General features: G+C 41.9%; 16 protein-coding genes. 6 read left to right on the top strand and 10 right to left on the bottom strand.

Annotation, left to right across the window (positions count from 1 at the left end; genetic code table 11):
- Positions 1–267 precede the first annotated feature (267 nt).
- Positions 268–777 carry a hypothetical protein gene (locus AC1F2U_RS13020; RefSeq protein ID WP_480261493.1) on the top strand — a complete coding sequence of 170 codons (510 nt, stop codon included), beginning with the start codon at positions 268–270 and terminating at the stop codon, positions 775–777.
- A gap of 8 nt (positions 778–785) precedes the next feature.
- On the opposite strand, the gene AC1F2U_RS13015 is transcribed toward AC1F2U_RS13020, so the two are convergent.
- Complete coding sequence (locus AC1F2U_RS13015; protein ID WP_480261492.1) at positions 786–1613, bottom strand: ABC transporter permease; 828 nt, start codon at positions 1611–1613, stop codon at positions 786–788.
- Positions 1614–1968: 355 nt separating this feature from the next.
- Here AC1F2U_RS13015 and AC1F2U_RS13010 point away from each other — a divergent pair, with 355 nt between their 5' ends.
- Entirely contained in the window at positions 1969–2508 is a 540-nt protein-coding gene (locus tag AC1F2U_RS13010) for a DUF3172 domain-containing protein (RefSeq protein WP_480261491.1), read from the top strand.
- Between the two features lie 114 nt (positions 2509–2622).
- Here AC1F2U_RS13010 and AC1F2U_RS13005 read toward each other — a convergent pair whose 3' ends face one another.
- The gene (locus tag AC1F2U_RS13005) at positions 2623–3387 is read right to left on the bottom strand and encodes a DeoR/GlpR family DNA-binding transcription regulator (RefSeq protein ID WP_480261490.1); all 765 of its coding nucleotides are present in this window, start codon (positions 3385–3387) and stop codon (positions 2623–2625) included.
- Between the two features lie 296 nt (positions 3388–3683).
- Here AC1F2U_RS13005 and AC1F2U_RS13000 point away from each other — a divergent pair, with 296 nt between their 5' ends.
- A complete protein-coding gene (locus AC1F2U_RS13000; protein WP_480261489.1) occupies positions 3684–5603 on the top strand; it encodes a transketolase C-terminal domain-containing protein in 1920 nt (639 codons plus the stop codon).
- Positions 5604–5731: 128 nt separating this feature from the next.
- Here the strand turns inward: AC1F2U_RS13000 and AC1F2U_RS12995 are convergent, their stop codons facing one another.
- The 7 genes from AC1F2U_RS12995 to AC1F2U_RS12965 form a co-directional block, all read right to left on the bottom strand.
- Complete coding sequence (locus AC1F2U_RS12995; protein WP_480261488.1) at positions 5732–6565, bottom strand: AMIN domain-containing protein; 834 nt, start codon at positions 6563–6565, stop codon at positions 5732–5734.
- A gap of 106 nt (positions 6566–6671) precedes the next feature.
- Positions 6672–7154: a hypothetical protein gene (locus AC1F2U_RS12990; protein WP_480261487.1), complete on the bottom strand. Its 483-nt coding sequence runs from the start codon at positions 7152–7154 to the stop codon at positions 6672–6674.
- A 4-nt stretch (positions 7155–7158) separates the two neighbouring features.
- Complete coding sequence (locus tag AC1F2U_RS12985; protein ID WP_480261486.1) at positions 7159–9345, bottom strand: cation:proton antiporter; 2187 nt, start codon at positions 9343–9345, stop codon at positions 7159–7161.
- Positions 9346–9615: 270 nt separating this feature from the next.
- Positions 9616–10902 (bottom strand): cation:proton antiporter, encoded by a 1287-nt coding sequence (locus tag AC1F2U_RS12980; RefSeq protein ID WP_480261485.1) that lies wholly within the window; start codon positions 10900–10902, stop codon positions 9616–9618.
- Between the two features lie 407 nt (positions 10903–11309).
- Complete coding sequence (locus tag AC1F2U_RS12975) at positions 11310–11744, bottom strand: hypothetical protein (RefSeq protein ID WP_480261484.1); 435 nt, start codon at positions 11742–11744, stop codon at positions 11310–11312.
- A 312-nt stretch (positions 11745–12056) separates the two neighbouring features.
- On the bottom strand, positions 12057–12803 hold the full coding sequence (locus AC1F2U_RS12970; protein ID WP_480261483.1) for a GDSL-type esterase/lipase family protein: 747 nt from the start codon (positions 12801–12803) through the stop codon (positions 12057–12059).
- A 182-nt stretch (positions 12804–12985) separates the two neighbouring features.
- Positions 12986–13243, bottom strand: a complete 258-nt coding sequence (locus AC1F2U_RS12965) for a hypothetical protein (RefSeq protein WP_480261482.1) — start codon at positions 13241–13243, stop codon at positions 12986–12988.
- A 173-nt stretch (positions 13244–13416) separates the two neighbouring features.
- Between AC1F2U_RS12965 and AC1F2U_RS12960 the strand changes: the two genes are divergently transcribed.
- Together AC1F2U_RS12960 and AC1F2U_RS12955 are read left to right on the top strand one after the other, a co-directional pair.
- Positions 13417–14982 (top strand): P-loop domain-containing protein, encoded by a 1566-nt coding sequence (locus tag AC1F2U_RS12960; RefSeq protein ID WP_480261481.1) that lies wholly within the window; start codon positions 13417–13419, stop codon positions 14980–14982.
- A gap of 1 nt (position 14983) precedes the next feature.
- Positions 14984–17338 (top strand): WD40 repeat domain-containing protein, encoded by a 2355-nt coding sequence (locus AC1F2U_RS12955; protein WP_480261480.1) that lies wholly within the window; start codon positions 14984–14986, stop codon positions 17336–17338.
- Positions 17339–17352: 14 nt separating this feature from the next.
- Here AC1F2U_RS12955 and AC1F2U_RS12950 read toward each other — a convergent pair whose 3' ends face one another.
- Positions 17353–17916, bottom strand: a complete 564-nt coding sequence (locus AC1F2U_RS12950) for a Uma2 family endonuclease (RefSeq protein WP_480261506.1) — start codon at positions 17914–17916, stop codon at positions 17353–17355.
- A gap of 45 nt (positions 17917–17961) precedes the next feature.
- Here AC1F2U_RS12950 and AC1F2U_RS12945 point away from each other — a divergent pair, with 45 nt between their 5' ends.
- Entirely contained in the window at positions 17962–19254 is a 1293-nt protein-coding gene (locus tag AC1F2U_RS12945; protein WP_480261478.1) for a TniB family NTP-binding protein, read from the top strand.
- Positions 19255–19358 lie beyond the last annotated feature (104 nt).

Genomic DNA, 19358 nt, shown 5'->3' with positions numbered 1-19358 from the left:
CAAAAACTCACTCTAAAACTGCTATCTATCTGCTAGATAAATAGTGGTTAATGTGTTTTTGCTCACTGAGTTGATATCTACTCATAGGTTGATTTATAAAGCAATTCTTGTAATGCTTTATCATGATAACTAGTAATTTCACGCAATCTTTATAAAAAATCCAAATTATCACTTATACATTGACAGATTAGACAATATGTGAAAGATAAATAATTAATTGGTTAATTGCTGTCTTAATAGGACGCTACATAGCAGGTTTGAGATGAAATGGTTATAAGATTTAGAGCCTATGGCAAACGACTTTCTGATTTTGAGCAAGAAATTTTAGTACGTTGTCCCCAATGCGAGCGCATTGCCAAGATATTGACTCTAAGCTCTGAGCAATCAAGCCTCAGTTCCATCAAAAGAATTACCTGTCAGCACTGTAGCTATACAAAACAACAGTCAAAAGATGGCAATCGAAAAGCCGCATTGCTACTGTGGCAGAACAATTATGGAAATAAAAGAAATTCCAGCTATGAAATATTAGACCATTTTTTTGGCTTGCCCCTGTGGCTGCAAATCTCTTGTTGCGGTCAGTTACTATGGGCTTATAATGAGGCACATTTGAACTTTCTGGAAAGCTATGTTCGATCGAGGTTGCGAGAACGCTTGCCAGATGAGTCATTAGGCTGGCACAATGGCAGTCTTGCCAGTCGCTTACCCCGATGGATCAAGCTAACGCACCATCGGGAAAAAGTTTTACAGAAAATTCAACAGTTAAAGCACAAGTTGTAATGCAAGCTTTAATCTTGTTGATGAGCAAACTTATAACCACCCCAGAGAGAAAGAGCGATCGCGATCGCCAACAAAATCGGTATGCTGTACCAAGGGAACTGAGACAAGGGTAAATGAGCAACTGCACGCAATCCAATGCTGGCGTAGGTTAGTGGCAGCAGGTAAACTAAAACTTTGAGAGCCGCTGGTAATGTAGCAGGGTCAAAGAAAGTTGCTCCTAAAAAGGACATGGGGATAATAATAAAATTATTGTAAAGTCCGACTGATTCGAGCGATCGCACACTCAACCCTACAATCACCCCCAATCCAGCAAATACCGCGCAATTTAGCACTACTAACAGTAAAAACAGTGGGTTGAGAAAATTCCAGTTTCCACTAAACAGCAGCGCTACCAAAATCACGGAACCAGAAGTCATCAAACCCCGCACGACTCCCGCCAGCATTTTACCGATGTACAGCGCTAAGGGATTTATGGGAGTTAACAACAATTCCTCAAAGGTTTTGGTAAATAGTCTGTCTCCACAAATTGAAAATGTTGTTCCAGCAAAGCTAACCGTCATCGACGACAGCGCCACCATTCCCGGTAATATAAATTCCAAATAGTTGTCATAGTTACCACTAATTCCCGAACCGGGTTTGATGGAACTACCTAAACCCAAGCCAAAAGCTAAAATATATATCAGTGGCGATATTAAGCCTGATGCAGCAACTGGTAAAATTCTCACGCGTAAATCTAGCCAATCTCCCCAGAAAATAGTCAGACTATCAGCTAGGAAGATTTGAAGTTGCGAATTTTTGAACCTCTTGCCCGAAGGTAGCGCTCTTTGAAATGTCACTTGCTTTCAATTAGTTATTAAAATTTCATTAAATCTTAATTTACATTGTTTTACACATCAATTACTAGGGGAAAAAAAATATTTCATCCGAAAAATTGAAAATTAACAACAAAAGTTAGATGGTTTAAGCATTCTGACTAGATTAATTGTGAAAACTAAATTAGCTATATTTGATAACAATTAAAAGTATTAAAATTTTGTGCCAATATCTAGATAAACTAGTATTTTTCTCATTTAACAAGAATATCGCAGAGAAAATCACAGGCAATTACAGTCAAGAATAGGCATACTGAAAGAGGGAGAAAAAACTTTAAACCACTCCCTCCCAAATCGGCGTGAAGGTGATTAAGCAACAATGACACGTAAATCTACTGGTAGATCGGCTACTACTTCTAAACCCTCTATTTTCCAATCCCCTCTATTTAACTTCACCACCATCGCAATTATGGGAGGGGTGTTGATTTTGGGAATTGGGATTGGCATTGCTTTTAGTTCTACAACCACATTGGCTCCATCAAATGTGGCTTCTCGTGAATTTATAGACACCAAAGCACCGAACCCTGAAATTTGCGTGCAGTACGGAGCCAGCGCGATGGTGATGGACGCTAGACTGTTTGTTACTCTCAACCCCTTTAATGTTTATGTTGCCCAGCCTAGTATGCGTCCTGGATGTGTGATCCGACAAAATAACTGGGCGCTTTTAGAGCAGCGTAAGCTAGTAACATCCGATCAGGTAAGAGATTGCAAAAATCGCCTGAACACCTTTGGTTTTACAGGTAACTTGGATAGTGGCCAACCTGATATTAGGTGTATATATCAGAATGAAGCTGCTCAAAACTTCTTCACCGCTCAACCGGGAGCAGTTGGAACACCTCAAGAAACGGATAGATTTTAGATTTGGGTATTGGGTATAAGAGGTAGAGGTGCGGAGGGGCAGAGGGGCAGAGGGGAAAGAACTTGGTATTTGAATTCTCCCCCGCTCCCCTGCGATCGCATCTTCAAAATCAGATCACTCGTACTCATCACGTATAATTGTCAAACCCAAAGTTTTGTAGGCACTCAGCATATTATTCGATACTGTTGGTGCTGTTACTAGGTAAGTCAGGGCATGAATAGACTCCACGAGATAAGGAGCAGCCGTATCTAATTTTTCTGCTGTCACTAATCCTACGACCTCAGCCGATCCAGCAATCATGGCTCGTTTGACGTGCGCTTCGTCTAGGTTCGGTACACTAATCCCAACTTCTGGATGCAAACTGCAAACCCCCAACATGCACAAATCTGCACGAATCATCCGTAATGTCTCAATCGTGACAGTACCCACGTTCACCAAGGCTTTTTTGTAGAGTTGTCCACCTAACATCACAACCTCTATATGGGGATGTTCTGCTAAAGCAACTGCTATTGGCGGACTATTTGTGATCACCGTTGCGTGCAAATCTAGAGGCAAATGACGGGTTACTTGGAGAGTTGTTGTACCTCCATCTAAAATCACCACCTGTCCTGTACAAACTAATTTTGCTGCTGTCCGAGCGATCGCTTCCTTTTCTTTTGGCGCTTGCTTTTGGCGATCGGCATAACTGGCGGTGGCTGGAGATTTGAGGAGCGCTCCCCCATGAACGCGTTGCAATAGTCCGGTTTCTGCCAGTTCTCGCAAGTCCCGGCGAATCGTATCCTCAGAAACCTTGAGAACAGCACTAAGTTCTGTCGAAAGTACCTTTTTATCACGACGCAGAATTTCTAAGATGAATTGTCGTCGTTCAGCAGTTAACATAATTAATTTTCCTGAAATTGCGTTTTTGGACTTGAAATTGCACGTTTGTGAGTTTATACTTATTGATATGCAAGTCTTTGTACGGTAATCCGTAACTTCAATTGAATTCAAGCACATTCATGCACAATTGAATGTATTGATTTTGGTATTTGATGAAATCACACGGTTCCACAATGGTTCCAAGTGGTTGGCTTGAGCTTGGATAATTGTTGCCCAATGAGGGTTTTAACAATTTTTGTTGTAGTGCGATCGCGCATTCGGTCTGTTCAAATTGTTTTTTATTCAATCAGTAAACCATGACTATTATTAATACCCAATTTCCAATCGATCTCGGTGCTTACAAACCTTTAGCGCTCAATCCCGCAAATTCGAGCCTCACCGGCGAACAGCGAGAGACTCTCAAAGCGAATATTCAACTCTGCCGGGATGCGATCGTGTTTTTTACAGCGACTGGCGCGGCTAGCGGAGTCGGCGGCCATACTGGTGGGCCTTATGATACAGTGCCAGAGGTAATGATTCTCGATGCCTTTTTCCGGGGAGCATCGGAGCAATTTGTACAGATTTTCTTTGATGAAGCAGGACATCGAGTTGCCACTCAATATCTGATGGCAACATTGCATGGTGACTTACCTGCGGAGCAACTTTTACGTTATCGGCAAGCACATTCCAATTTACCGGGACACCCCGAACTAAAACTAACTCCTGGTGTGAAATTTAGTTCTGGGCGCTTGGGCCATATTTGGCCTTACATCAATGGTGTGGCAATGGCGAATCCAGGCAAGGCTGTTTTCTGTCTCGGTTCTGATGGTTCGCAGCAGGAAGGCAATGATGCCGAAGCTGCTCGCTTGGCTGTTGCTCAACATCTCAACGTTAAGCTGCTTATTGATGACAATGATGTAACGATCGCCGGACATCCTTCTAAATATTTACCTGGTTTTAATGTCGCCAAAACCTTAGAAGGCCACGGTTTGAAGGTTCTTCAGGGAAACGGAGAAGACTTAGACGATTTATACCGTCGTATTTGCGAAGCTGTGAATACTCCCGGAGCGATCGCTATTATCAATAAACGCCCGATGTGTCCTGGTATTGAAGGTTTAGAAGGTTCCATTCATGGTCATGATGTAATTTCTGTAGATTTAGCAGTTAAGTATCTAGAATCTCGCGGACAAACTGCGGCTGTCGAATACCTTAAAAGTATTGAGAAACCCAAACAAACATATACGTTTCTGGGTTCTGGTGACAAATGGGGCGCTAACCGCAGTGTGTTTGGTGAAGCCGTGGTGGGTGTCCTCAGTCGCATGAGTGAGACGGAGCGTAAAGAAAAAGTCAAGGTCATTGATAGCGACCTAGAAGGCTCCTGCGGTTTGAAGACAATTCATGAAACATACCCAGAAATATTTATTTCCTCCGGGATTATGGAACGGAGCAACTTCTCTGCTGCGGCTGGATTCGGGATGGACGAGGGCAAGCAAGGTATTTTTGCCACCTTCAGCGCCTTCTTAGAAATGTGTATCTCAGAAATCACGATGGCACGGCTGAACTATTCCAATGTTCTGTGTCATTTTTCCCATGCGGGTATAGATGATATGGCAGATAACAGCTGCCACTTTGGTATAAATAATATGTTTGCCGACAATGGCTTGGATGATGGCTACCCAACACAGTTGTACTTCCCGGCAGATAATAATCAAATGACAGCTTGTGTAGAAGCTGTGTTTTTTGAGCCTGGACTGCGGTTTATTTTCTCCACCCGTTCCAAAGTCCCCAATATTCAGGACAGCAACGGCAATGACTTGTTTGGAAGTGGCTACAAATTTGTTCCTGGTAAAGATGAGGTTATACGAGAGGGGACGCAAGGCTACATTATCAGTTTTGGCGATGCTCTCTACCGTGCCGTTGATGCTGTAGAGCGTCTTAAACAAGAAGGGCTAGACGTTGGTTTGATTAACAAAACAACTTTAAACACCATTGATGAAGAAATAATTACCAAAGTTGGTAACGCTCCTTTTGTGCTTGTAGTAGAACCCTTCAACCGTCGCACTGGCTTAGGTAGTCGTTTCGGTTCTTGGCTGCTAGAGCGGGGGTTGACTCCCAAATATGCCCATCTCGGAACTTATAAAGAAGGTTGCGGCGGTTTGTGGGAACAGTACCCATATCAAGGTATCGATCCAGTCGGCATCATCAACAAGGTGAAGGAGTTAGTTGGGAAAAGGTAATTCATTTATTAGGGCATAGCAGGGGAGCAGGGGAGAAGTGGCAGTAAGTTTTTCCCCTCTGCCCCTCTGCCCCTCTGCCCCTCTGCCCCTCTGCCTCTTCTCCATGCCCCATGCCCAATTCCCAATTTTTATTTAGTTTTGGGTAAAGGTTGACCAAACTCGATTACCTGGGGTTCGGGATCGTTGGGGATTGTTGGAACTGGAAATTCCGATACCCCGAAAGGAGGAATGTTATTTAAATTGCCGAGTTGATTTGGAAAAGAAGGAGGGGGAAGAATCGAAGCAGGTTGTTGAGAGGGAGAGGATGGATTTGGATTTAAAGCAGGTACGGTGACAAAAGGCTGCCCTGAGTTAGTAGTAGTTGAGGGCAGTTCATTGGATGGAGGCGGAGCTGTGAGTAAGGGTGATTGTGGGTTAGTAGTTACGGGTAGGTTACTAGGCGGTTTTTGGAGTGTTTGAGGTTGTTTCTTGGCTGAAGGTGCCGACTTTGCTGGTTTTACAGCAGTAGTTTTACCAGAAATAACCGGACGTAACACCCAGCGAGTGGAATTTTTTCGGGAAACGGGTTGCAGTTGTACCTTTTTGGGATTAAAAACAGTCCCTGCTGCTAAATCTAAGACAATACGTGTATCGTTTGCGTTTAGCTGAGAAATACGAATGCTTTTGATTGCTCCAGAATAATTTTGTTGCGTGGTAACTTTGCCCAACTTAGTATTCGGTAAATCTACAACCAAACGAGAGGGTTGAGCTAGGTAGAAATAACGAGGGGTTATGCCTGCTGAGAGGGTAATTTCGAGTTGCTGTGTCTTGGGAGAAAAACGCCAATTATTTAGCTTTGCCCCTGGTGTAGCAGCAGTAGTGAAAGTTTCGAGGGCGATCGCTGCATAAAAACTTAATATACTGATGCTAAATAACTGCTTGCCCCATTGGTAAGATTGCTTAGTTTTTAGTTCCCGATTCATTCTGTTTATTTGCTCCATAAAACCCATACAATGCGCTCACATTGCTGTTTATTTCGCGCTTCCAATTCCGTAGACGCGATGAATCGCGTCTCTACCCATCCCCAATTTAATTAGCTTTTTGAGGCACAGCAGTAAATTTCAGAGTTTGTGGAATACTATTTACGGTTAATTGACCTGTCATATTACCTTTATCCACAAGTTGCATTTGAATTGTGACTGAGGTTAGAGGATCGTTTTGGGGGCGAGAAATATTACAAAGGATTGATCTGCCAACTTTCCCAGATAAATTTAATTGTTGATTTCTGAAGATGCCTGCCAGAGAGTGCTTTTCGTCAGTGTCGGCGTTAGCGTTTGCCGGTAATACAGAGGCATTTAAGTAAATACCTGACTGCTCAATGTTTAACGTCAGAGTATCCGATTTTTCACAGTTAGGCAAATTTTCCGCTAAGGTTAGACGATAGCGACCGTTAACTGGCGGAGGAGCCTTGAGTTTGTTTTCTCCGTAAACACTGACAGTTTTAAACAACAGTAGCACTGAACTTATTGCTACTCCGTAAAAAGCTAAAGATTTGAAGTTGAAATGATTCATGTTCTCAGTTCCTCAATGTTGGCTCTTGACTACTAACATCAGGAAGCATGGAAGCCAGATGAGCGGTGACTTGACTGTAACGGCGGGTAATCAGCAGAGAGGAGCAACATTGAATGGCTAGTTGATCTGTATATCTTCCCAAGGTTTGACGCTCGATACCCCAAGCGCGGCTGGTGCCAGCAATTGTTAGGTCGACATTTTTTGAGGCTTCGACTACAGCTTGGATTGGATCTGGAGCTTGAACAATTTTGATTTCAATGCGATCGCGTACACTACTCGGTAATTGCTCCATCATCGTATTTAGTTCGTAATTCAATTCTTCCTTGGCGTCATTTGCTACTATCTGTAATATCTGCAACACACAAGTCTCACGATTGATTAGCAGTCTCAAAGCTAGTATTAGTGCTAAATCATCATGGATGTTGGCTGAATAAGGTACTAATAAAGTTTCTAATTGCTCTTTACCTTTATCTACAAACACTGCTACATCCACTGGGGCAGTAGTAAGCATTTGTCCGACTCGTCCACCTAAACGATTACTACTAAAAGCTGGGCGATGCCATCCAACAAGAATTAAATCAACTTGTTTGAGTGCGGCAATCTGTGCAGTTTCCCGTGCAACATTACTAGATATGCGAATGATCGGATGCACGTGAGAGCGTATTTCTAGTGGTTCGAGGGTATCAATCAATTCTTCTAGCTGCTGGCGGCGCTGGGCAATTAATCGGTCTGCTTCAACTGGCGTACTTTCAAAGGCATAATCTTCTTGAAATTCAATCAGGCTCAGAGGGTTAACAACGGCGGGATATTGGGAGTTGATGGCGATATTTGCTGCCAACTGTACCAAGCCTTTTTGGGTACTTGGATTAGCCACTGGCACCAAAATTCGGTAGGGACGAATGTAAGTTTCGGCATCAGCAGCGCTGGTAGCTGTTTGTGCTTCTAACTCTGGTTCCACCACATCTAACCTGATCAGCTTCTTCGGATATGTCCATTCCAGTAGTGGCGAGGTCATGAAGGTAGTTACCAATGCCATAATTACCAGCATGGTAAATATTAAGGGGGAAATTACCTTTAACTCTAAACCAATGTTTAGCACTATCAGTTCGGTTAAACCGCGAGTATTCATTAACCAACCGAGTGCCGAGGCTTCCCGTTTACTAATGCCACTGACACGCGCTGCTACATAAGTACCAACATACTTGCCTGCGATCGCTACTGCTAAAACCAACGCACACAAAAGCCACAATTCGGGACGGTTGAGCAAGCCTATCTGCGTTTTTAAGCCACTGTAGGCAAAAAATATTGGTAGCAAGAAAATTAAGACAAAATCTTCCGTTTTTATTGCCAATTCTCGCACTAAATCTTCATTTTTGGGCATAGCTGCTCCCAGCAAAAATGCGCCAAAAATTAAGTGAATCCCAATTAATTCGGTGATTAGTGCCGACGCAACTACTGCCATGTAAATCCCAGCTAGCAGTAATTGGCTGAGTCTTCCCGCACGGAGGTAGTGTTTGGCAAGGCGTTGCAGGAACCAACGACCGACTGTCAACATCAAGCCGATGTAAACTATACTGGCGATAATTGTAGGTATAGCACCAGCAAAGTCACCAGTTCGCGCAACTGCGATCGCAACTGCCAAGAGACACCAAGCTGTCACATCATCTACTGCTGCACAAGTTAACGCCAAAGTTCCTAAACGCGTTCCTTGTAAATTGTTTTCAGTAATGATTCGCGCCAACACTGGAAAGGCAGTAATTGACATCGCCGCCCCCAAAAATAATGCAAAGGCGGTGAATGATACACTTGCATTGGAAACTAGGGGATAAAGTATCACCGCTAGCAATGTTCCTAGAGAAAACGGCACCAAAATGCTGACATGAGAAGTTAAAACTGCTACTTCTAATTGTCCGCTGAGGTATTTGGGATTTAGTTCTAGCCCAATCAAAAACATGAAAAATATTAGTCCCACCTGAGACAAAACATTCAGAAAAGGAAAAGTTTCTGGTGGAAACAAGCTAACTGCTAGATGGGGGGCAACTAAACCAAATAAAGATGGGCCGAGCATAATTCCGGCGACAATCTCACCAATTACTAGTGGTTGCTTAATGGAACGAAATGCTAGCCCTACTAGCCGTGAAAGTCCAATAACAATCAGCACCTCAACCAGAACGAGAACAACTATGTGCATGGTTTCCTCAAAATTAACTATCTGGTTTCCCTAAGATAATTCTTTAAAAGACTGGAAAATGTCAAGCTTGTTAGATACAACAAAGAATAATTTGTGCTTCCTTGTTATATTAATTATTGTTACGATGCAGTTGCAGCCGTTATGGGTAAGGAAGTTAGTAGTAAGGACTTGAGTCCTTAATTTTCTCAGCACTAAAGCGCTTACTAAAAACCCTCAAAACTAGCTGAGATATTGTACTAGATACTTAATTAATCTAATATTTAATTTTGCTTAAGTAGAAGATTTCTCATAGCTTGTACCGTGCAATAAAAAGGCAATCAGTGGTGATGCCATAAGAGTAGTAATGACCGCCATAATAACCATTATCGTGAATAAAGTTGGGGTAATTATACCTTGTTCCAGACCAATATTGAGGATGATTAACTCCATCAAACCACGAGCATTCATCAGAGCGCCGATTGTTGCAGATTCGCGCCAATTTTCCCCCGCCAATTTTGCAGCCAACATACAAGCAACACCTTTACCGAGAATTGCGATCGCAATAATTAATAGCGTCACTCCCCATAAAGTAGGTGTGTTTACCAATCCAATTTGAGTGTTTAATCCAGAGAAAACAAAAAAGATCGGTAACAAAAAAGAAGTAGTTAAAAATTCCGTATATTGGCGAATTTGTTGGGCGAATTCTCCGCGTGGTGTCACTGCTCCCAAGACAAAAGCACCGAATATTGCATAGATACCTGTAACATCGGTAAACCACGCACAAAACATCAAAATTATCAACATTAAAGTCAGGGTTTGTCTGTTCACACCTTCGCGTTTTGTCATGCGTGTGAACGCTTTCAGTAAAGGTTGTCCGAGAAAAATCGCAAATAGCACATAGCAAATGCCACCACCAATTGCTAATATAGCTATGCTCAGAGAATTTTTCACGCTAGCAAGCACGATTGCCAACAAACACCAAGCAACTGCATCATCTACCGATGCTGCACCTAAAGCCAAAGTACCGAAGCGAGTTTGTGTAAGACCGCGTTCGTAAAGAATACGAGCTAACATCGGAAAAGCCGTAATTGTCATCGACGCACCCAGATACAAAGCGGCTGACCAAGGCATAACTTTTGGTTGAAAGAAATCGCCATTGCGATAAAACCAAAAAGATGCGATCGCTCCTAAAATAAAAGGAGTGATAATCCCAGCCGCAGATAGCAAACTTGCACTTTTGATATGATGTTTTAAGAGTTTGGTATTGAACTCTAAACCAATCAAAAACATATAAATTACTAACCCAATCTGGCTAATAGCATATAAAATCGACATCGATGGATTGGGTATCTTGAGTCCAACAGCAGTGATGATAGGAAGCTTAGGAAATAGCCATTGCTGAAAATCTGGTGCAATCAATCCTAAAAGTGATGGCCCTAGCATTACACCTGCGATCATTTCGCAAACAACATCGGTTTGACCAAGATAGCGGCGTCCTAAAATCGTGACAATGCGACAAGTGGTTAAAATAACTGTGAGTTGCAGAAATAGCTGAATAACCAGATCAAAATTTGACATTGCACTTCCTTAATTTATGTCTCTGCATTGAAGAATCTCCCTAGACCCTAAAGTTTGTCCTGTTTTACTTATATATGACTACTACATCAGCACAAATGCCAATTTTGTAAACATAAAAAATAGCTGTTTGTAATTTTATGAGATACAACAGGCTATACGTTGCTTTGGTTTCTCAAGTCATCTTGTTCTTAAAAACGCAACTGTACGTCAATACAACATATTGCATCCAAACTAAAACCGCCATATATGATTTTTTATGATTTGTTAATTTGCGATTTATAGCCTTTTTTATCTATTTGAGGCACAATCGATTGTAGAGACGCACAAATGTACGTCCCTAAGCTACGGCTCAATTACCTGAAAATTGCTAGAATTTTTGATTAAATTAGTTTCGATAATTTGAAATTTTACAACCACTCCCCGCCCCGGAAACGCCAACGAGGGAAGATAATTCGCATCAGGCTTTGGGAACTAATAAAAACCGCTAGCCACACGATGCTATAGTGCAATAAAAAAGTTCCTGGCGAAAGTTCTTCTTTCGGTAAAGGTATTGGCAAGAAGCCAATTAGCTTAACTCCACAAAATATAAATATTAATTCCCATATACCAGCTAAGAGTTGATAGGCTGCGGGCCAATCTCTATCCCAACGGGATTTTTGGAGATAGTCATAAAGTACATCCCAACCTAAGCCAAAAATGGCGACATAAGCAAGTATCCAAAAATAAACCGAGTTAGCACCAGGGCCAATCCAACCTATTGCAAAAGGCAAAGATACGAGTATGCCGACAGTTGCCAGTAATAATAATCGAGTTTGCCAGCGACCAAATAAAGTTGGTGTCATAGGAGTGCTGAGTTAAGAGTTAGGAGTTAGGAGTTATGAATAATATAGATAAATTAGAGTTTTTATAGATAGATTTTGACTCACTTCATTAAAAAATTAGGAAGATTGTGGTGCTTTTTGCGAGGATGGCAAATACGAGAATATCGGCTACCTCCAAAGCACCAACACATCTTCTATATTAGACCTCTTGGCATTTGTACTTTTTGCACTCTCGTGGGAAAAGGGTAAAGGTTAAAGGGGAAGAGAAAATACAAAACCTTTACCCCTTCCCCCTTCCCCTTTTCCCGACTTCTGCAATAAGTCTATTAATTATTAGGATGGTTTAAGGTGATAATCAAATTTAGAATGGTAAGCTGCATTGGCAAAGTCCATTGAAGGTATGGCATCCCAATTGATTACATCTTCTAACAAAGCTTGATAACCTAGTGTATTGGGATGGAGTCCATCTTCACTCAAGCGTTTGAGGCGCCAACTTTCACCGCGTTCCATCCATTGCTCAAAAATATCCAAATAGGGAATCTGCCGTTTGCTGCAAGCAATTCGCGTTGCTTCTTTGTAGCGGTACTGGTCGGCATGATTGTAGTAAAAACAATCTAAAAATGGCATCTTGGCTTCATCCACTGGCACCATGCCCACGAATAACACAGGACAGAGTTGCTGTGCTAAATCTAGCAGAGACGCAATTTCCTTTTCAAACAATGTAAAATCTGTGTAACTTCGACCATCGGGACGCGCCAACCGCGCTGAGTCATTCACGCCTACTGATAAAATAATCAAGTCGGGGACACGATTTCGCAGTTCACCCCGGTGGCGGAACTCAACTTCTAGTCTTTGGGCTACTTGTTGCGTGCGATCGCCTCTTACCCCTAAATTATAAAGAATATGACCGGCACTATCCGGCAACATCCACCATCGCCGTAGTTGCTCAATCCAGCCTCCTTTTTCCGGGTCGCCAAATCCATAAATTAAGCTGTCCCCCAGTGCGACAATCTTCATGGGTTGAAAGTGATTTGGTGGTACAGACAGCTGCATTGAGGAAGAAGCAAGAAATGTGTGCATTTCAAAACTATATTTTATATCTTTACAAGATTCTATACATTTCTATACCATAGATAGCTATCTTTAGTGTCCAAGCATTTATGCAGTTCCAAGATTAATAAGCTAAACCACATCTAGTTTGCATATCTAAAATTTATATAACTCTTGTGGGGTGGGCAACATGAGCGCCGTAATTATGCAATTTAAATGTAGAGCAGCTTATTGCAGTTGAACCTCAGAAGGTCAACGTCGAGCCTCAGAAGGTCAAAATTGAGCCTCAGAAGGTCAAAGTCGAGCCTCGAAAGGTCAACGTCGAGCCTCAGAAGGTCAAAGTCGAGCCTCAGAAGGTCAAGGTCGAGCCTCGGAAGGTCAACGTTGAGCCTCGGAAGGTCAAAGTTGAGCTTTGGAACTCGAAATAGCTGGTAATGTCTACGAAGGGTTATGCTTACGCGCTTTGGCAATGAGTGTGAGAATCGAACCGCAGAGGCGCAGAGGGCGCAAAGGAGGAGTTTGAGAGGGTGGGTTAGCGCAGCTCATTAAAGGTATCGCTATTATATGTGTGTATTTGCTTAATTTTGGCATCAGTCGTTAGGATAAGTTGCAGGTGTAAAAATTATCTCTACTGCTAGCGAAGATGAATATTGACCCTGTAGTTAATGCACTTAAAAGTATTGCTAAACCTGCGGCTTCTCTAGTTATTAATCAAGCTCAACGCAATGAAACTGTAGTTAGAACTTTAAAACAATTCAATTTTGACCCAGTACAACCACCTAAAGATGTTGATGGTGTTTATGTTTATTCTTTAATTGAGTATGGTGTGGATAAGCCCGAAGTACTGCTGAATCTTTTTCGAGAAAGAGAAATTAAAAATGCTTTTTGGAGTGCTTATACTTCAAATAATCCTTTGGGTTTCTACAAGGAAGTAGAAAAGTTTTTGCAGGGAACGGATTCAGAATATGATATCCGATTGATGAGAATTGAACTGCGATTAGAGTTGGAGGAGTTCGGGGAAATATTTATTAAGGTTGCCAAAAAAACTAAATCGAAAGAGTTTGAGTCTTTCCCTGAATGGAATTTTGATGAGTATCCAACAGAATTTAAGTCGTTAATTAGAGAAAAAATTCGCTCGTTTTGTGGTCGTCAGTTTGTTTTTGACGCATTTAAACAATTTTGCAATAAAAATCGCAGTGGTTATTTTACAGTAGTGGGTGATGCGGGGATGGGGAAGAGTACCATTGCTGCAAAATACGTCTGGGATAATAAATCACCATGCTATTTTAATATTCGCCAAACTAGTAGCAATCGAGCAGAGCTATTTCTTGAAAGTATTCGCAAGCAATTAAGTAAGCGTTACCAGTTGCAGAATGTCGATAAGGCTAATTTAGCTGATTTACTAGAACAAGTTAGTAAGAAAATTCCTGTTAGTGAACGTCTGGTAATTGTAGTTGATGCTTTGGATGAAGTGGAGCAAGAAGCTGGGGGAAATCTTTTAGATTTACCAACGGCGCTACCGGAACGTGTCTATTTTCTGCTGACTAGACGACCGTATACTATAGATAAAAAACGCTTGTCTGCACCAGATGTCCCGATAGAGGAGCTAGATTTAAGAGCAAATGACTATGTTAATTTGAGCCGTGAAGATATCAAAAAGTATATTGGGTTATTTTTGAATGTCGATGAAGATCATAAGAAGGCACTTAGACAATGGATTCAAGACCGCAATATTTCTGATAATGATTTTGTTGAGCAGGTAGCAACTAAGAGTGAAAATAATTTTATGTACCTGCGCTATGTGTTGCCAGGTATTGCTAATGGTTACTATGATGACCTGAGTTTAAAGCAATTACCCGATGGTCTTCAGAATTATTATCAAGTCCATTGGCAGCGCATGGAAATGGAGGAAAAACCCCAGGAAGAAAAAGTATTTATTCTGTTTATTTTAGTGGAGATTGGTACACCAATTCCCTGTGAGATTATAGCGGCGATCGCCGAACGGGAAGAATATGATGTGCAATCAATTTTAGATGAATGGGTTGAGTATTTAAAGTCGCAGGTTCTAGGGGGAGAAAACTGCTACAGCATCTATCACAGTAGTTTTTTAGACTTTTTGAAAGCAAAACGGGTTTTAGATTCTAAACGGAAGCTATTTCAAGAGGTTAATCAACGCATTGCCGACTACCTTGTAAGGAAGATGGCGTGAGATGGGAAAATTTGCTGACAAGTTAGCGACACAAAGTGCCGCTTTCCAACGTGCTTACTTGGGTAGTTTAGCGCCAAACTTAGTGAAGTCGGGAAGTTTGGAGAAGTATTACCAAACCCTTACTGATTTTGATTTTCTAATAGCAAAGATTAACTATCCTGAGTTTGGAGTGCAGCAGCTAATTGAAGATTATGATTTGATTGATCGTGTAGAGACATTAAATTACCCAGAATACAACTCTGATAAAGTCAAAAGTCTGAAATTAATTCAAGGAGCATTGAGACTATCATCTCATATTTTAGTGACAGATAAGCAACAGTTAGCAAGTCAATTGTACGGACGGTTACTACATAAAAAAATTTCAGAAGAAATTCAGGTTTTATTGTCAAAAATAAAGCGGGGAGAAACTATTCCTTGGCTGTGTCCCTTAAGTATTAGCTTAACACCACCAGGGGGAAGCTTACTACGTACTTTCATTGGTCATAATTCTTGGGTAAATGCAGTTGCAGTTATCCCTAATAGCAAGCACGTAATTTCTGCTTCTTCTGACTTTACCCTTAAAGTTTGGAATCTAGAAACAGGAGAAGAACAGTACACCCTTTCTGGTCATAATGATTCGGTACTAGCAGTTGCCGTTACCCCTAATGGTAAGCAGGCGATTTCTGCTTCTTCTGACTTTACCCTTAAAGTTTGGAATCTGGAAACAGGAGAAGAACAGTATACCTTTTCTGGTCATAATGATTCGGTACGAGCAATCGCAGTTACCCCTAATGGCAAGCAGGCAATTTCCGCCTCCTCCGATAACACACTCAAAGTTTGGAGTCTGGAAACAGGAAAAGAACAGTCTACCCTTTTTGGGCATAAAAACTCGGTACTAGCAGTCATCGTTACCCCTGATAGCCAGCAAGTGATTTCCGCTTCTTCTGACTTTACCCTCAAAGTTTGGAATCTAAAAAGAAGGGAAGAACTATTTACCTTTTCTGGTCATAACGACTCGGTACTAGCAGTCGTAGTGACTCCTCATAGCCAGCAGATGATTTCCGCTTCCTCCGATAACACACTCAAAGTTTGGAACTTAAAAACTAGAGAAGAAGAATTCACCTTCTTTGGTCATAATGACTCGGTAAATACACTCGCTATTACCCCCAATGGTCAACAGGTAATTTCTGGTTCATTTGACAAAACTCTCAAAATTTGGAGCTTAAAAACTAGAGAAGAAGAATTCACCCTCTCTGGTCATAATAACTCGGTAGAAGCAGTCGCCGTTACTCCCAATGGCCAGCAGGTAATTTCTGGTTCATTTGATAAGACCCTCAAAGTCTGGAATTTAAAAACAACTCAACAACAGTTTGCCTTCTCTGGTCACTTTTCTCCAGTACTAGCAGTTGCCATTACTCCCAATGGTCAGAAGGTGATTTCTAGTTCATTTGACAAAACTCTTAAAGTCTGGAATTTGGATACAGCTGAAGAACAATTCACCCTCTTGGGTCATGATTCCCCAGTACTAGCAATCGCCATTACCCCCAATGGCCAGCAGGTGATTTCTGCCTCTGATGACAAGACTCTCAAAGTCTGGAATTTGGATACAGCTGAAGAACAATTTACTCTCTTTGGTCATTATTCCTCGGTGCTAGGAGTCGCCGTTACTCCTAACGGGCAGCAGATAATTTCTGCCTCCGATGACAACACCCTCAAAGTCTGGAATTTAGAAACAGATAAGGAACAATTCACTCTTTCTGGTCATCATTCTTCAATCACAGCAGTCGCTATTACTCCAAATGGTCAGCAGGTAATTTCTGGTTCATTTGACAAGACTCTTAAAGTCTGGAATTTAGAGACAGCTGAAGAACAGTACACTCTATCTGGTCATCATTCCTGGATTAATGTACTGGGCATGACTCCGAATGGCAAACAGGTGATTTCCGCATCCCATGACAACACCCTCAAAGTCTGGAATCTAGAGACTGGAGAGGAATTATTCACCCTCACTGGTCATTATTCTTCGGTAAATGCCGTCACCGTCACTCCCAATGGGCAACAGGTGATTTCTGCCTCCGATGACAACACCCTCAAAGTCTGGAATCTGGCAACAGGGAAGGAACAATTCACCCTCAATGGTCATAGTTCCTTTGTAAATGCCGTCGCCGTCACCCCCAATGGGCAACAGGTGATTTCTGCCTCCGATGACAACACCCTCAAAGTCTGGAATCTGGCAACAGGGGAGATCATTGCCACGTTTACAGGGGAAAGTTCCATTTCTTGCTGTGCAGTTGCACCAGACGGCATGACAATTGTGGCAGGCGAACAATCAGGTAGGGTGCATTTTTTGCGCTTTGAAGGGATGAGAGAGGAATGAGGGGAGAAGTAATTTTACCTGCCAAAGATTTCATTGACGGTAATGTTTACATTAGGAAAAGCTTTAATTGATAAAGTTTGACCGCTAGCGAACTTTTGCATAAGCTGATATCTTGCGGCTGTTGGTTGTTGATAAACTTCCACAATTTGCTCGTTAATATCTACTAACCAAACTTCAATTATGTTTGCTTCTGCATATAAAGGAATTTTCTCTTCCCGGTCATACATCACAGTGGAATCAGATACTTCAATTAATAAAAAAATATCCTGGGGTTGGGGGTGTGCAGTGGCGTAGAAATCATCACGGGGTTTAAGTAATGCGACATCTGGCTGAGGTTCTGAGTTATTGTTCAACGCGACCGGATTTTGAGCAGCAAGTATAACGCCTTTACCCAACAGCTGCACCAACAGATTAACTAGTCGATTTACACAAGCAGCATGTTTTGTCCCAATAGGCGACATATCAATAATCTCTCCCCGAATCAATTCCACTCGGTCATCTTCTATGAGAATCCCCGACTCAACCATTTTGTGATATTGCTCAACTGTGAATTTTCGTCTTACTAACTGCACAGTTATAATTACCTCCACTGTTGCCTTATCTTTTAATTATTCTCCAAAATTATGAACTCACCACCCAAACCACCCACTGCAATCAATTCCAGAGGACATCCAAGGGAGTTTGAGCAAATCATTCAAGAAAAAAGCCTAAACTTTGTCGGTCGTGAATTTGTCTTCACGGCTATTAACAACTTTCTCGACCGCCATCGCCACGGTTACTTCACTATCATTGGCGCACCCGGTAGCGGTAAAAGTGCCATTCTCGCCAAATATGTGACAAACAATCCTCAAGTTATTTATTACAATGCCGAACTTGAGGGTAAAAATCGTGCTGACGAATTCCTCATAAATATTTGCACGCAACTCATTAATCAATACTCGCTTAATTACACTTTTCTCCCTGATAACGTCACAGAGGGAAGTTGGTTTTTCTCTAGTCTTCTCCAGCAAATCAGCGATGAGTTAGAACCTCATCAAAAACTGATAATTGCCATTGATGGGTTGAATTGCATTGACCGCAATAGCCAACCACCTAGTACAAATCTGTTTTATCTCCCCCGCTATCTCCCGGATAAGGTCTATTTCCTCCTCACTCGTAGACCTTTCTTGCGGGAGAAGTCGGGTTTATTAATTGAAACGCCGTCGCAAAGTCTTGATTTGGCAGATTATCCAGAAGAAAATCGGCGGGATATTCAAGCATATATTCAAAATTACCTAACCCCCCTAACCCCCCTTCCCTACGAGGGAAGGGGGGGACAAGATTACTCCCCTCCCCTTGTAGGGGAGGGGTTGGGGGAGAGGTCAAATCTTAAATCTTGGTTGAGTAATCACCAGATTAATGAGGAAGATTTCTGCGATCGCCTCACCACTTTGAGCGAAAATAATTTTATGTATCTCAGTCAGGTAATAAGTGCGATACCTTCGGTAAGCTTCTCTACGAGACGCTCCGCGAACGCTAACGCAGAAAATTTCTACCAGGAACCTTTCCACTACAATCAACTCCCGCCTGGTTTAGAAGTATATTATCAGCAGCATTTACACAAAATGTTTCCACCCGAACAAGACACGGAACATAGCACAGATGTGTTAAATGTCTTAACACAGCAGCAAAAAGCAATATCAGTAGAAGCGTTGGCGCAGACTGCACTTCAACAAAGCTCAGTGACCACCGCAGCGATCGCACAAATCATTGATACTGATGAGTATGAAGTTGAAGAAGTGTTAGAAAATTGGCTAGAGTTCTTACAGCAACAAAAAATCGCCTCAGAAACCCATTACAGTCTCTATCATTCCAGCTTTCGAGACTGGCTAGGTAAACAGCAAATAAAACCTTCTGAAAAATATCCACGGACATGATATACAGCAGAATTCAGGAGTCAGAATTCAGGAGTCAGAATGAGCTACGCTGCGCTAACAGAAGTAAAACAAGCTTTGTACGTTCAAACTAGCTTGTGTACTTC

It is taken from the genome of Nostoc sp. LEGE 12454 (genome assembly GCF_056620565.1).
This window is presented reverse-complemented; position numbering and strand designations above follow the sequence as displayed.

Coding starts and splice junctions, on each gene's coding strand:
- AC1F2U_RS13020 (WP_480261493.1), top strand. CDS start 268: ATGGTTATAAGATTTAGAGCCTATGGCAAACGACTTTCTGATTTTGAG.
- AC1F2U_RS13010 (WP_480261491.1), top strand. CDS start 1,969: ATGACACGTAAATCTACTGGTAGATCGGCTACTACTTCTAAACCCTCT.
- AC1F2U_RS13005 (WP_480261490.1), bottom strand. CDS start 3,387: ATGTTAACTGCTGAACGACGACAATTCATCTTAGAAATTCTGCGTCGT.
- AC1F2U_RS13000 (WP_480261489.1), top strand. CDS start 3,684: ATGACTATTATTAATACCCAATTTCCAATCGATCTCGGTGCTTACAAA.
- AC1F2U_RS12995 (WP_480261488.1), bottom strand. CDS start 6,565: ATGAATCGGGAACTAAAAACTAAGCAATCTTACCAATGGGGCAAGCAG.
- AC1F2U_RS12990 (WP_480261487.1), bottom strand. CDS start 7,154: ATGAATCATTTCAACTTCAAATCTTTAGCTTTTTACGGAGTAGCAATA.
- AC1F2U_RS12985 (WP_480261486.1), bottom strand. CDS start 9,345: ATGCACATAGTTGTTCTCGTTCTGGTTGAGGTGCTGATTGTTATTGGA.
- AC1F2U_RS12980 (WP_480261485.1), bottom strand. CDS start 10,902: ATGTCAAATTTTGATCTGGTTATTCAGCTATTTCTGCAACTCACAGTT.
- AC1F2U_RS12975 (WP_480261484.1), bottom strand. CDS start 11,744: ATGACACCAACTTTATTTGGTCGCTGGCAAACTCGATTATTATTACTG.
- AC1F2U_RS12970 (WP_480261483.1), bottom strand. CDS start 12,803: ATGCACACATTTCTTGCTTCTTCCTCAATGCAGCTGTCTGTACCACCA.
- AC1F2U_RS12960 (WP_480261481.1), top strand. CDS start 13,417: ATGAATATTGACCCTGTAGTTAATGCACTTAAAAGTATTGCTAAACCT.
- AC1F2U_RS12955 (WP_480261480.1), top strand. CDS start 14,984: ATGGGAAAATTTGCTGACAAGTTAGCGACACAAAGTGCCGCTTTCCAA.
- AC1F2U_RS12945 (WP_480261478.1), top strand. CDS start 17,962: ATGAACTCACCACCCAAACCACCCACTGCAATCAATTCCAGAGGACAT.